The organism is Pseudomonas rubra, assembly GCF_028656935.1.
Lineage (GTDB): Bacteria > Pseudomonadota > Gammaproteobacteria > Pseudomonadales > Pseudomonadaceae > Aquipseudomonas > Aquipseudomonas rubra.
In genome coordinates this window covers 14,046-27,051 of the sequence record NZ_JAMDGZ010000058.1, presented here as the reverse complement: position 1 = coordinate 27,051, position 13,006 = coordinate 14,046, and the positions used below count along the sequence as shown (strand labels likewise).

General features: G+C 61.5%; 11 protein-coding genes and 5 tRNA genes. 4 read left to right on the top strand and 12 right to left on the bottom strand.

Annotation, left to right across the window (positions count from 1 at the left end):
• Nucleotides 1-73: 73 nt before the first annotated feature.
• The 9 genes from M5G17_RS23415 to gltX all read right to left on the bottom strand — a co-directional run bounded on the left by M5G17_RS23415 (nucleotide 74) and on the right by gltX (nucleotide 5,364).
• The gene (locus M5G17_RS23415; protein ID WP_273895266.1) at nucleotides 74-1,033 is read right to left on the bottom strand and encodes a tRNA dihydrouridine synthase; all 960 of its coding nucleotides are present in this window, start codon (nucleotides 1,031-1,033) and stop codon (nucleotides 74-76) included.
• A gap of 49 nt (nucleotides 1,034-1,082) precedes the next feature.
• The gene (locus M5G17_RS23410) at nucleotides 1,083-1,523 is read right to left on the bottom strand and encodes an acyl-CoA thioesterase (RefSeq protein WP_273895265.1); all 441 of its coding nucleotides are present in this window, start codon (nucleotides 1,521-1,523) and stop codon (nucleotides 1,083-1,085) included.
• Between the two features lie 44 nt (nucleotides 1,524-1,567).
• A complete protein-coding gene (locus tag M5G17_RS23405) occupies nucleotides 1,568-2,401 on the bottom strand; it encodes an alpha/beta fold hydrolase (protein ID WP_273895264.1) in 834 nt (277 codons plus the stop codon).
• Between the two features lie 28 nt (nucleotides 2,402-2,429).
• Complete coding sequence (locus M5G17_RS23400) at nucleotides 2,430-2,969, bottom strand: TetR/AcrR family transcriptional regulator (protein WP_273895262.1); 540 nt, start codon at nucleotides 2,967-2,969, stop codon at nucleotides 2,430-2,432.
• Between the two features lie 176 nt (nucleotides 2,970-3,145).
• Nucleotides 3,146-3,221, bottom strand: a tRNA-Glu gene (locus M5G17_RS23395).
• 44 nt (nucleotides 3,222-3,265) lie between these two features.
• Nucleotides 3,266-3,341 (bottom strand) — tRNA-Ala (locus M5G17_RS23390).
• Nucleotides 3,342-3,394: 53 nt separating this feature from the next.
• A tRNA-Glu gene (locus M5G17_RS23385) sits at nucleotides 3,395-3,470 on the bottom strand.
• A gap of 79 nt (nucleotides 3,471-3,549) precedes the next feature.
• Nucleotides 3,550-3,625, bottom strand: a tRNA-Ala gene (locus M5G17_RS23380).
• Between the two features lie 257 nt (nucleotides 3,626-3,882).
• Nucleotides 3,883-5,364, bottom strand: coding sequence for a glutamate--tRNA ligase (gene gltX, locus M5G17_RS23375; RefSeq protein WP_273895261.1), 1,482 nt, complete (start codon nucleotides 5,362-5,364; stop codon nucleotides 3,883-3,885).
• 144 nt (nucleotides 5,365-5,508) lie between these two features.
• On the opposite strand from gltX, the gene M5G17_RS23370 reads away from it, so the two are divergent.
• A complete protein-coding gene (locus tag M5G17_RS23370) occupies nucleotides 5,509-6,558 on the top strand; it encodes an HlyD family secretion protein (protein ID WP_273895260.1) in 1,050 nt (349 codons plus the stop codon).
• Nucleotides 6,548-8,098 (top strand): MDR family MFS transporter, encoded by a 1,551-nt coding sequence (locus tag M5G17_RS23365; RefSeq protein WP_273895257.1) that lies wholly within the window; start codon nucleotides 6,548-6,550, stop codon nucleotides 8,096-8,098. The genes M5G17_RS23370 and M5G17_RS23365 overlap by 11 nt, the downstream gene beginning before the upstream one ends.
• Before the next feature lie 103 nt (nucleotides 8,099-8,201).
• On the opposite strand, the gene uvrB is transcribed toward M5G17_RS23365, so the two are convergent.
• On the bottom strand, nucleotides 8,202-10,217 hold the full coding sequence (gene uvrB / locus M5G17_RS23360) for an excinuclease ABC subunit UvrB (RefSeq protein ID WP_130265640.1): 2,016 nt from the start codon (nucleotides 10,215-10,217) through the stop codon (nucleotides 8,202-8,204).
• Between the two features lie 308 nt (nucleotides 10,218-10,525).
• Between uvrB and M5G17_RS23355 the strand changes: the two genes are divergently transcribed.
• Both M5G17_RS23355 and M5G17_RS23350 read left to right on the top strand, forming a co-directional pair.
• Nucleotides 10,526-11,722, top strand: coding sequence for an amino acid aminotransferase (locus tag M5G17_RS23355; RefSeq protein ID WP_273895256.1), 1,197 nt, complete (start codon nucleotides 10,526-10,528; stop codon nucleotides 11,720-11,722).
• Nucleotides 11,723-11,784: 62 nt separating this feature from the next.
• A tRNA-Asn gene (locus tag M5G17_RS23350) sits at nucleotides 11,785-11,860 on the top strand.
• A 70-nt stretch (nucleotides 11,861-11,930) separates the two neighbouring features.
• On the opposite strand, the gene M5G17_RS23345 is transcribed toward M5G17_RS23350, so the two are convergent.
• Nucleotides 11,931-12,347: a cupin domain-containing protein gene (locus M5G17_RS23345; RefSeq protein WP_273895255.1), complete on the bottom strand. Its 417-nt coding sequence runs from the start codon at nucleotides 12,345-12,347 to the stop codon at nucleotides 11,931-11,933.
• A gap of 88 nt (nucleotides 12,348-12,435) precedes the next feature.
• The gene (locus M5G17_RS23340) at nucleotides 12,436-12,999 is read right to left on the bottom strand and encodes a DUF1285 domain-containing protein (protein WP_273895254.1); all 564 of its coding nucleotides are present in this window, start codon (nucleotides 12,997-12,999) and stop codon (nucleotides 12,436-12,438) included.
• Between the last annotated feature and the right edge of the window lie 7 nt (nucleotides 13,000-13,006).

Below are 13,006 nucleotides of genomic sequence, written 5' to 3'. Positions count from 1 at the left end.
CCCGACTTCGGCATCGCGTACTCCCTAGATAAGGACCCTCGCCTGCTTTTCAAGCAACCCTGCAAAAATTTTTTCAGGCCGCCTCACTGACCGGTACACCGATCAACTGCCCGACCCGGTCACAGTCGGTTTCCCGGCGTAACTCGGTAAACAGCGCCACCGCTTCAGGGTAGGTGCGGGTCAGCATCGCCACCCATTGCTTCAAGCGCCCTGGCGCCTGGCGCGGGGTCATCTGCGCCCGAGCCTGGCCCCAGAAATCCTGGATCAACGGCAACAAGCTCTGCCAGTCCATCGGCACGAACTCGACACCATCACGTTCAGCGGCGATCTGCCGGGCAAGGTCCGGACGCGAAACCAGGCCACGCCCCAGCATGATGTCTTCAACACCGCTGACTTCGCGGCAACGCCGCCAGTCCTCCAGGGTCCAGACCTCGCCGTTGGCATACACCGGTACCTTGACCACCTCCTGCACCCGCGCCACCCATTCCCAATGGGCGGGTGGCTTGTAGCCGTCGACCTTGGTCCGCGCGTGCACCACCAACTGCTCGGCGCCACCTTCGGCCAGGGCGCGGGCGCAGTCCAGGGCGCCATCAGGGCTGTCGAAACCCAGGCGCATCTTGGCCGTCACCGGGATATGCGCAGGCACCGCGCGGCGCACTTCACGCAAGATCGCGTGCAGCAGCTCCGGCTCCTTGAGCAGCACCGCCCCGCCCCGCGACTTGTTCACGGTCTTGGCCGGGCAGCCGAAGTTGAGATCGATCACCGGCGCACCCAGCTCACAGGCCAGCACCGCATTCTCGGCCAGGCACACCGGGTCAGAGCCCAGCAACTGCACACGCAACGGCACCCCGGCCGCCGTCTGGGCGCCCTGGCTCAGCTCCGGTGCGAGCTTTTCGAAGGTGGCTGCCGGCAACAAGCGGTCGCAGACCCGAATGAATTCGGTGACACACCAGTCGATACCGCCGACCTGGGTCAGAACGTCGCGAAGAATGTCGTCGACCAGCCCCTCCATCGGGGCCAGGGCAATTTGCATGGGTTGCATCTCGGCTGAAAAAGGCCGGCAGTCTAGCAAAATCCGCGGCCTACAGCGCCCCGGCCATCAGCGCCGGCCCATAACCCTCAATGAACTCCGCCGGCATGCGCTTGGGCCGCCCGGTGGATAACTCGATGCAGACGAAGGTGGTTTGCGCGCGCAGCAAGGTGGTGCCGTCGCTCGGCCGTACCAGTTGGAAACGCCGGGTCATTTTCAGCCGTTGGTCCCAGTCGACGATCCAGGTTGCCAGTTGCAACTCATCGTCTTCATAGGCCGCAGCGAGATAGTCGATTTCGTGCCGGACCACGGCCATGGCCCGGTCCAGGCGCCGGTACTCGACCAGGTCCAGCCCCAGGCGCTGGGAGTGGCGCCAGGCGCAGCGCTCAAGCCAGGTGACGTAGACCGCATTGTTGGCGTGGCCGAGACCGTCGATGTCGTCGGCAGCGACCCGCAGGTCGATGATGAACGGTGTTGCCAGATCCCAACTCATGCCCGCTCCAGATCCGTGGTGAACGGGCAGAGTGTACCGGATGCTCAGGCCGATTGCCGCGCCGGTGAGCTGCTGCGCTGCAGCAGTGCCAGCACCCCTTCGCGCAGTTGCGGGTCGGCCAGTACACGCAAGTGGCCGCCGTCAGGCAGGCGCAGCAGGCGGCTGTCGAACCAGGCACGGTGGATGGCATCGGACTCATCGACTGGTACCAGTTGATCGTCCTCGGCATGCACGATCAAGCCAGGCAGCTCCAGTTGGTAGCCACTGACATCAAGGCGGGAAATCTGCACGCCGACATCACGCTCGATCTGACGGATGAACGCTGCCCGCGCCCGGGCCGGCATGCCCAGATGGCGGGCAAACCCGCGAATGACACCCAGCAACTGAGCCGGCGCGGCGATGCTTACCGCCACGTCGGCACGCAAGCCCCACTGCAGGGCCAGGAGCATGCTGGCACCGCCCATGGAGTGGCCAACTACGGCCTTGAGTGGCGGCAGCTCTGCGGCGGCTTCCAGCAAGGCGCGAGCGAACAGCACCACATTGGCTTCGTTGCCCGGCGAGTGGCCGTGAGCCGGGCCTTCCAGGGCCACTGCGGTGTAACCGGCGTCGACCAGGCTGTCGATCAGGTGGGCAAACTGGGTCGGGCGCCCTTCCCAGCCGTGCATCAGCAGTACAGTCGGGCCCTGGCCCCAGCGCAGTGCCGAGAGCCCGAAGCGCAAGGTAATGCGCTCTGCACGGGCCAGCAGCGGCAATTCCCAGTCCCGCGGTGGCCGGTTGCGCGGGGTCATGAAGGCCCGGCGCATCTTGCGTGCGATATGTTCTGGCGCCAGATGCCCGAGGGTGCCGTTAACGCTACGAATCCAGCTCAAGGTATTCATCGCTTCACTCCGGTGGATAGCGCGTGGTTCAGACAACCGCCGACTTGGCGGCACGCAGAATGCGGTCAGACAATTCATCCGTGCCCAGGGCACGGGCCAAGGCCAGGCCACCGATCATCAGGGCCATGTCGGCCAGGACCTTGTCGGCCTCTTCAGGGCTGTCGGCGAGATTGGCCATCATCAATTCGATGTGCTCGGCCAGTACCGCTCGAAAAGCCTCCGGCAGACGCGCTATCTCGCCCAGGGAGGTCGGCAGCGGGCATGCACGCTCGGTGGCGTCCCGGTGTTTACGGGACAGATAAAAGGCGGCAACCAGGGCGCGCCGCGCCTCACCGCTCATGCTCGGGTCAACTTCAGCGAGCAACGCCCGACGCTCGCCTAGCAACTGGCGAAAGGCTTCGAGCATCAGCGCGTCCTTGCTGTCGAAATGCGCGTAAAACCCTCCGACCGTCAGGCCGGCAGCGCCCATCATCTGATTGACGCTGGGCTCGGCCGGCCCGTGCTGGATCAGCGCGCTGCAGGCGGCATCGAGAATCCGTTCGCGGGTCTTGGCCTTTTTGTCGTTCATGCTCGCCTCCAAAATATTATGGTTAGAATATTATTCTCATAATATTTTTCTGCAAGCAGAAATTGCTGCCGCTTGTCGCGTCAGTGGAAAAGTTTCGGGGGGAAGTTTTTTCGAGGCAAAAACAAAAGGCTCATTCAATAATCGAATGAGCCTCGAATCCCACAAAGTGGGTAAAATGGCGTCCCCTAGGGGACTCGAACCCCTGTTACCGCCGTGAAAGGGCGGTGTCCTAGGCCACTAGACGAAGGGGACTTGTAACCTTCGTGCAGATCCGTTTTCACGAATCCTGGCAAAATTGGTGGAGCTAAGCGGGATCGAACCGCTGACCTCCTGCATGCCATGCAGGCGCTCTCCCAGCTGAGCTATAGCCCCAGATTTCTAGCCTCGCGGCCCAGCAACCTCTTTCGACGTTGCTTGTGTAAAACTGGCGTCCCCTAGGGGACTCGAACCCCTGTTACCGCCGTGAAAGGGCGGTGTCCTAGGCCACTAGACGAAGGGGACGAACCTTCTTACCTTACCAACCCGGTCGCTGGAACCCGGTTGATTTCGCAGTCAGTCTAGCTGACTACGAATCGGAATTTGGTGGAGCTAAGCGGGATCGAACCGCTGACCTCCTGCATGCCATGCAGGCGCTCTCCCAGCTGAGCTATAGCCCCACAATGTCGCTCTGAACTGAATCGCTTGGCTGGGTGCTTCGCGTTTCGTTTTCGTTCATCGCTGTGGACGGGGCGCATATTAAGATCGGATGGCGAACCTGTCAAATATATTTTCAACAAAATTCAAAAAAAATTTCCGAGATAACAAACACTTACCGCCCGACCGGGTGAAACACCCCGGTTTTACAGGGGTTTACGGGCCTCTTCGCGGGGCAAGCCCACTCCTACCGGTTCTGCAGGAGCGGGCTTGTTGGCAATCAGGCGATGGAGCCCAACAACTTTTCCCACTCTTTGTTTTCTTTCTTCGACACACCACCGAGCAGGTCCAGGGCCTGGCGCAGGCGGTAACGGGTCAGGTCCGGGCCAAGGATTTCCATGGCATCGAGCACCGAGACCGAGCTGGCCTGGCCAGTGATCGCGGCAAACATCAGCGGCATGGCATCACGCAGCTTCAGTTCCAGGGCCTCGACTACCGCCTGGATGCACCCGGTGATACGGTCTTTTTCCCACTGGCGCAGGCTTTCGAGCTTCCACAGGATCAACTGGATGACCTGGCGCACCTGGTCGGCCGACAATTTCTTGCTTTCAAACAGCTTGGCATCGAGCTTGAGGGCACCTTCAAAGAAGAAGCCACCCAGTGGCACGACCTGACTGAAGGTCTCTACCCTGCCCTGCACGTGCGGCGCAATCTGCATCATGTAGTCGCTGTTGAACGCCCACTTGTGCAGGCGGGCGGCGAACTCTTCCACCGGCAGTTCGCGCAGCCACTGGCCGTTGAGCCACGACAGCTTCTCGATGTCGAAAATCGGCCCGCCAAGGGAAACCCGCGACAGGTCGAAATGTTCGACCATCTCGGCCAGGGAGAACTTCTCGCGCTCATCCGGCATCGACCAGCCCATGCGCCCCAGGTAGTTGAGCATGGCTTCAGGCATGAAGCCCATGCGCTCGTAGAAGGTCACCGAGGTCGGGTTCTTGCGCTTGGACAGCTTGCTCTTGTCCGGATTACGCAGCAGCGGCATGTAGCACAGGGTCGGTTGTTCCCAACCGAAGTACTCGTACAGCTTGATCAGCTTGGGCGCCGACGGCAGCCACTCTTCGCCGCGCAGCACGTGGGTGATGCCCATCAGGTGGTCATCGACGACGTTGGCCAGGAAGTAGGTCGGCAGGCCGTCGGTCTTCATCAGCACCTGCATGTCCATGCGGTCCCACGGGATCTCGACGTCGCCACGGAGCATGTCCGGAACCACGCAGACGCCTTCGGTCGGCACTTTCATGCGGATCACGTGCGGCTCGCCAGCAGCCAGGCGGCGCTGCACTTCTTCTGCCGACAGCAGCAGGGCGCGACCGTCGTACCGCGGGGTTTCGCCGCGGGCCATCTGTTCGGCACGCATCTGGTCCAGCTCTTCGGCGGTGCAGAAGCACGGGAAGGCGTGGCCCAGGTCAACCAACTGCTGGGCGTACTGCTTGTAGATGTCGCCCCGCTCGCTCTGCCGGTACGGGCCGTGCGGGCCGCCGACGTCCGGACCTTCGCTCCACTCGATACCGAGCCAGCGCAGGGCGTCGAAAATCTGCTGTTCCGACTCGCGGGTCGAGCGCAACTGGTCGGTATCTTCGATACGCAGGATGAACTCGCCGCCATGCTGCTTGGCAAAGCAGTAGTTGAACAAGGCGATGTAAGCGGTGCCGACGTGGGGATCGCCAGTAGGCGAAGGCGCGATACGCGTGCGAACGGTGGTCATGGACAGTCTCGAACTAGAGATGAAACAAAGGTTGGATGTTAACAGGGAGCGGGCACCGGGCTCCAGCAATGGGCACGATCGGCACTTGTGGCAGCGAATTCAAACGCGGTTAAATTTGCTTACACTTTTTTAACGATTACCCCCATGCCTGCCCAACTCAAGCGTCGCCTGCTGATTTTCCTCACCCTGGTTGTAGTCATTGCCCTCGCCTCTCTTGCCCATTGGTACTTCAAGGGGCGCTTCTATGAAAGCACCGACAATGCCTACGTGCAGGGTGAAATCACCCGGGTTTCCAGCCAGCTGAGTGCGCGCATCGACCAAGTGCTGGTGCAGGACAATCAGCACGTGGCCAAGGGCGACCTGCTGGTGCGCCTGGAGCCTGAGGATTTTCGCCTGGCTGTGGAACGCGCCCGCGCCGCCCTCGACACCCGCGAAGCCGAGCGTCTGCAGGCCGAAAGCCGGCTGACCCAGCAAGCCAGCCTGATTGCCGCCGGGCAAGCCCAGGTCGCTGCCAATCAGGCCACCCTCGGCCGCGCGCAACTGGACCTCAACCGTGCCGAGGCACTGCGCAAGCCGGGTTTTGTCTCGGAAGAACGCGTGACCACGCTGTCGGCCGAAAACCACGTGGCCCGCTCCCAGGTCAGCAAGGCCCAGGCCGACCTGCAGGGCCAGCGCCAGCAGGTCAACGCCCTGAGCGCGGAAATCAAGCGCCTGGACGCGCAAATCGTCAACGCCCGCGCCGACCTGGCCCAGGCCGAACTGAACCTGACCCGCAGCGAGATCCACGCCCCGATCAGCGGCATCATCGGCCAGCGCGCCGCGCGCAACGGCCAGGTGGTGCAGGCCGGCGCCTATCTACTGTCGATCGTTCCCGATCAAGACATCTGGATTCAGGCCAACTTCAAGGAGACCCAGATTGGTCACATGCAGCCCGGGCAAAGCGCCGAGCTGCGGTTCGACAGTTACCCGGACACGCCGATCCAGGCCCGGGTCGACAGCCTGTTCGCCGCTTCCGGCGCGCAGTTCAGCCTGTTGCCACCCGACAACGCTACTGGCAACTTCACCAAGGTGGTGCAGCGCATTCCGGTGAAACTGACTTTCGCCACCGACAACCCGCTGCACGGCAAGATCCGTCCGGGCATGTCAGTGACCGTCACCGTCGACATCCGCGACAACGCCGACCATGGCCGGTGATTCACTGATCCGCCCCGTTGGCGAACCCAGCCGGCGCGACTGGATCGCCGTCATGAGCGTGATGCTCGGCGCGTTTATGGCGGTGCTGGACATCCAGATCACCAACTCTTCGCTCAAGGACATTCAGGGCGCCCTGTCGGCGACCCTGGAGGAAGGCTCGTGGATCTCCACCTCCTACCTGGTGGCCGAGATCATCATGATCCCCCTCACCGCCTGGCTGGTGCAGCTGCTGTCGGCGCGGCGTCTGGCGGTGTGGGTGTCATTGGGCTTTCTGGCCTCATCGCTGCTGTGTTCGATGGCCTGGAACCTGGAGAGCATGATCATCTTCCGCGCCCTGCAGGGCTTCACCGGCGGCGCACTGATCCCCCTGGCCTTCACCCTGACCCTGATCAAGCTACCCGAACACCACCGCGCCAAGGGCATGGCGATGTTCGCCATGACCGCCACCTTCGCCCCGTCGATCGGCCCGACCCTGGGCGGCTGGCTGACCGAAAACTGGGGCTGGGAGTACATCTTCTACATAAACATCCCGCCGGGGCTGATCATGATCGGCGGTTTACTGTATGGCCTGGAGAAGAAAGAAGCGCACTGGGAGCTGCTTAAAAGCACCGACTATGCTGGCATCCTTACCCTCGGCGTCGGCCTTGGCTGCTTGCAGGTGTTCCTCGAAGAGGGGCATCGCAAGGACTGGCTGGAATCGAGCCTGATCGTCACCCTGGGCAGCATCGCCCTGTTCAGCCTGATCACCTTTGTGATTGTGCAGTTTTCCAAACCCAACCCGCTGATCAACCTGCGCATTCTCGGCAACCGCAACTTCGGCCTGTCGAGCATCGCCAGCCTGGGAATGGGCGTGGGGCTCTACGGCTCGATCTACCTGCTGCCCTTGTACCTGGCGCAGATCCAGAACTACAACGCCTTGCAGATCGGTGAAGTGATCATGTGGATGGGGGTTCCGCAGCTGTTCCTGATTCCGCTGGTGCCGCAGTTGATGAAGGTGATTTCGCCGAAGATTCTCTGCACCCTGGGTTTCGGCCTGTTCGGCCTGGCCAGTTTCGGCTCCGGGGTACTCAACCCGGACTTTGCCGGCGAGCAGTTCAACCACATCCAGATCATCCGCGCCCTTGGCCAACCGATGATCATGGTGACCATCTCGCTGATTGCCACCGCGTACATCCAGCCACAGGATGCCGGCTCGGCGTCGAGCTTGTTCAACATCCTGCGCAACCTGGGGGGCGCCATTGGCATAGCCTTGCTGGCGACCCTGCTCGATGCACGGGCCAAGGTGTACTTCGATTACCTGCGCGAATCGATCGTGCCGAACAATCCACAGGTCGCCGAGCGCCTGGCGCAGCTGGCAGAACGCCTGGGCAGCGATACCGCAGCACTGGGCAAACTAAGTGAGATCACCCACCAGCAGGCGATGATCATGGCCTATAACGACGCCTTCCATTTTGTCGGCATCGGTTTGGCGATCAGCATGGTGGCGGTGGTGATGACGCGCAAATTGCCGCAGGGGTTGAAGGCTGGGGAAGCGCACTGACCCGTTTTGGGCCTGCTTTGCAGGCCATCGCTGGCAAGCCAGCTCCCACAAGGTCCTGCGTACACCCAACCATGTGGGAGCTGGCTTGCCAGCGATGGGGCCCTCAGGCAGTAATCATCCGCTCGCGCAACGCGGTAATCTCGTCGCGCAGTTGCGCCGCCGCCTCGAACTCCAGGTCTCGCGCCAGCTGGTACATCTTCTCTTCCAGTTGCTTGATGCGCTTGGCAATCTCGCCTGGCGAGCGCAGCTCGGCCTCGTAACGGGCGCTCTCTTCCGCAGCCTTGGCCATACCCTTGCGCTTCTTGCTGCGCGAGCCGGGCACGTTGGCCCCCTCCATGATGTCGGTGATGTCCTTGACCACGCCCTTGGGCACGATGCCATTCGCGGCGTTGAAGGCGATCTGCTTGTCACGACGCCGTTCGGTCTCACCGATGGCCCGCTCCATCGAACCGGTCACCCGGTCGGCATACAGAATTGCCCGGCCGTTGAGGTTACGTGCGGCCCGGCCGATGGTCTGGATCAGTGAACGCTCCGAGCGCAGGAAACCTTCCTTGTCGGCATCCAGAATCGCCACCAGCGACACCTCGGGCATGTCCAGGCCTTCACGCAGCAGGTTGATCCCCACCAGCACATCGAACGTCCCCAGGCGCAGGTCGCGGATGATCTCGACCCGCTCCACAGTGTCGATGTCCGAGTGCAGGTAGCGCACGCGCACGTCGTGGTCGGCCAGGTAGTCGGTGAGGTCCTCGGCCATGCGCTTGGTCAGGGTGGTGACCAGCACGCGCTCCTCCACGGCCACGCGCTTGCGGATCTCCGACAGCAGGTCATCGACCTGGGTAGTGGCCGGGCGCACTTCGACCTGCGGGTCAACCAGGCCGGTCGGCCGTACCACCTGCTCGACCACCCGACCGGCATGCTCGGCCTCGTAGTTGCCCGGGGTCGCCGAGACAAAGATGGTCTGCGGACTGACGTGCTCCCACTCGTCAAAGCGCATCGGCCGGTTGTCCAGCGCCGAAGGCAGGCGAAAGCCATACTCGACCAGGGTTTCCTTACGTGAACGGTCGCCCTTGTACATCGCGCCGACCTGCGGAACGCTGACGTGGGACTCATCGATCACCAGCAGGGCATCATCCGGCAAGTAATCGTAGAGGGTCGGTGGCGGCGCCCCGGCCGGACGTCCGGAGAGGTAGCGCGAGTAGTTTTCGATACCGTTGCAGTAGCCCAGTTCAAGGATCATCTCCAGGTCGAAACGGGTACGCTGCTCCAGGCGCTGGGCCTCGACCAGCTTGTTGGCCTTGTGCAGGTATTCAAGACGCTGGGCCAGTTCTTCCTTGATGCCGTCCACTGCCTCGAGCAGGGTCTCGCGCGGGGTCACGTAGTGGCTCTTGGGATAGAAGGTGAAACGCGGCAGCTTGCGGATAACCTCACCGGTCAGCGGGTCGAAGGCGGCGATGTTTTCCACCTCGTCGTCGAACAGCTCGATGCGGATGGCTTCCAGGTCCGATTCAGCCGGAAAGACATCGATCACATCACCGCGCACGCGGAAGGTGGCGCGGGCAAAATCCATTTCGTTGCGGGTGTACTGCAGGTCGGCCAGACGGCGCAGCAATGCGCGTTGGTCGAGCTTGTCGCCGCGGTCCACGTGCAGGACCATCTTCAGGTAGGTTTCCGGGCTGCCCAGGCCATAGATGCACGACACGGTGGTGACGATGATCGCATCGCGCCGCTCCAGCAGCGCCTTGGTCGCCGACAGGCGCATCTGCTCGATATGGTCGTTGATCGAGGAGTCCTTCTCGATGAAGGTATCGGAGGACGGCACGTAGGCTTCAGGCTGGTAGTAGTCGTAATAGGAAACGAAATATTCAACGGCGTTGTTCGGAAAGAACGCCTTGAACTCGCCATACAACTGCGCCGCCAGGGTCTTGTTTGGCGCCAGCACCAGGGTCGGGCGCTGCACCTGGGCGATGACGTTGGCGATGCTGAAGGTCTTGCCCGAACCCGTCACCCCGAGCAGCGTCTGGTGTGCAAGGCCCGCCTCGATTCCTTCGACCATCAGGCGAATGGCCTCGGGCTGGTCGCCGGCCGGCTGGAAACGGGTGACGAGCTGGAACTCGGACATGACAAACCTCTGTGTGATCGCGACGTTTACATCACCGACGCAGGCAACTGTATCTATAGACAGTAGTTATACCGAATTAAGGCCTGGTAACGCCAGTTTCAACGCAGTGTTGTAGGCATTTCTGACCATGGACCGGCCAATTCGACTAACGGTCGAAAAATATTCCACGAAACTGCAGGAAAAGCTGCGACAGACTGTCGCCGTGACCGATGGGTATCACTATACTGACTCCCCGTTTGTGCACCGCTCTAGTGCATTTGATTGGAGCGTGCGACCTCTTCCACTCTCCATTCAGAGCCAAGGTAAAAATGAGCCTGTTTTCCGCTGTCGAGCTGGCACCACGCGACCCCATTCTGGGCCTCAACGAAGCTTTCAACGCCGATACCCGTAGCAACAAAGTCAACCTGGGTGTAGGTGTTTACTGCAACGAAGAAGGGCGTATCCCACTGCTGCGCGCAGTGATCGAAGCCGAAACCCAGCGCGCTGCCCAGCACGCTTCCCGCGGTTACCTGCCGATCGACGGTATCGTCGCTTACGACCAGGCCGTGCAGAAACTGCTGTTCGGTGCCGAATCGCCGCTGCTGAGTGCCGGTCGCGTGATCACCACCCAGGCTGTCGGTGGTACCGGCGCCCTGAAAATCGGTGCCGACTTCCTCAAGCAGCTGTCGCCGAACGCCGTGGTCGCCATCAGCGACCCGAGCTGGGAGAACCACCGCGCACTGTTCGAAACCGCCGGCTTCCCGGTGCAGAACTACCGCTACTATGATGCCGCCAGCAATGACGTCAACCGTAGCGGCATGCTCGAAGACCTCAATGCCCTGCCGGCCGGCTCGATCATCGTCCTGCACGCTTGCTGCCACAACCCGACTGGCGTCGACCTGAGCCTGGACGACTGGAAAAACGTGCTTGAAGTGGTCAAGGCCAAGGGCCACGTGCCGTTCCTCGACATGGCCTACCAGGGCTTTGGCGACGGCATCTATGAAGACGCGTTCGCCGTGCGCCTGTTCGCCGAGTCGGGCCTGAACTTCTTCGTTTCCAGCTCGTTCTCCAAATCCTTCTCGTTGTACGGCGAGCGCGTCGGCGCCCTGTCCATCGTCACCGAGTCGAAGGAAGAAAGCGCGCGCGTGCTGTCCCAGGTCAAGCGCGTGATCCGTACCAACTACTCCAACCCGCCAACCCACGGCGCCACCATTGTCGCCACCGTGCTCAACAGCCCGGAACTGCGCAAGATGTGGGAAGACGAGCTGGGCGAAATGCGCCAGCGTATCCATGGCATGCGCAAGCAGATGGTCGAACTGCTGGCCGAGTACGGCGCCAAGCGTGACTTCAGCTTCGTCGGTCGTCAGCGCGGCATGTTCTCCTACTCGGGCCTGAGCGTCGAGCAAGTGGCGCGGCTGAAAAACGAGTTCGGCATCTATGCCCTGGATACCGGTCGCATCTGCGTGGCAACCCTGAACCAGAGCAACATCCATGGGGTGACCAAGGCAATCGTCGAAGTCCTTTAATTACCAAATTGCATAGGGGAGGCTTGACTTCCCCTTAGCAATCAGTAAGATACGCCACAGATTCCGCGATAGCTCAGTCGGTAGAGCAAATGACTGTTAATCATTGGGTCCCAGGTTCGAGTCCTGGTCGCGGAGCCAAACATTTGAAAAACCTCCAGTTGCGCTAAGCACTGGAGGTTTTTTCGTTTCTGCCCGAAGAAAAGTTTCGCTACTGGTGATACGGCTCGGTCACCGGCAACTGCTCATCCACAAGGCTCCACACCAGCAGCTTGGCCGGCCGGGTCTGGCTGGCGTTGCTCGACATCAGGTGCACCGAGCCCGGCGGCTCGTACCAGTAATCCCCGGCCTTGTAAGTGGCAGGTTGCTCGCCCTTGAGCTGTGAAATCACCGTACCTTCGAGCACATAGGCCATCACCGCGCCGGGATGCTGATGGGGAACGGATTTCTGCCCAGGCGCATAGCTGACGGTGAGCATGACCGCTTTTTTGCCCGGCGCATTGCTCGGCAATTGCTGCTGGAGGATGTTGACCGCTTCCCGGCCCTCCTGACCATGAGGCCAGGCACCGGGAATGGCGAACAGACTGGTGACGATCAGGGTGCTGATCGGCAATAGACGGGATTTCATTGGCTATACCTCATGCGTCAGTGGATGCCTGCAGGTTATGCCGGCACCCCACGACTACAAAGGTCCAATTCGGGGAAAAACGCGGAGGCTAATCAGCCCGGCCGATGGGGTAAAAATGCCCGCCACTCCAGACACCCAGCCACTCCTGGCCGTCAATCTGCCGCGGCACTGCCAGCTCGACCAACTGGTAGAAGACATTGCGGTGGATCAGTGCTTCGAGGTTGCTGCGCATGTGCACATACGGCGAAGGCTCCTGGGTGTGCGCATCGATTTCAAAGCGCAGCGGATGCTCAGGGCCAGCCTCGACCTGATCGTCGACGTTGCTGGTGAAACGCAGCAACTGCTGCTCACCTTCACCCTGTACTTCAAGACTGACCGCGACAAAAGGCGCGTCATCGACCTTGATGCCGACCTTCTCCACCGGCGTCACCAGGAAGTAGTCGTCGCCATCGCGGCGGATGATGGTCGAGAACAACCGTACCATCGGCTTGCGCCCGATCGGCGTGCCCAGGTAATACCAGGTACCGTCGCGGGCGATGCGCATATCGATATCGCCGCAAAAATCCGGGCTCCACAGATGCACGGGCGGCAGACCCTTTTCTGCCTTGGGAATCTGCGCCAGCAGATCATTGGCCTTGCCGGTGTCCTGCATCCCGCTC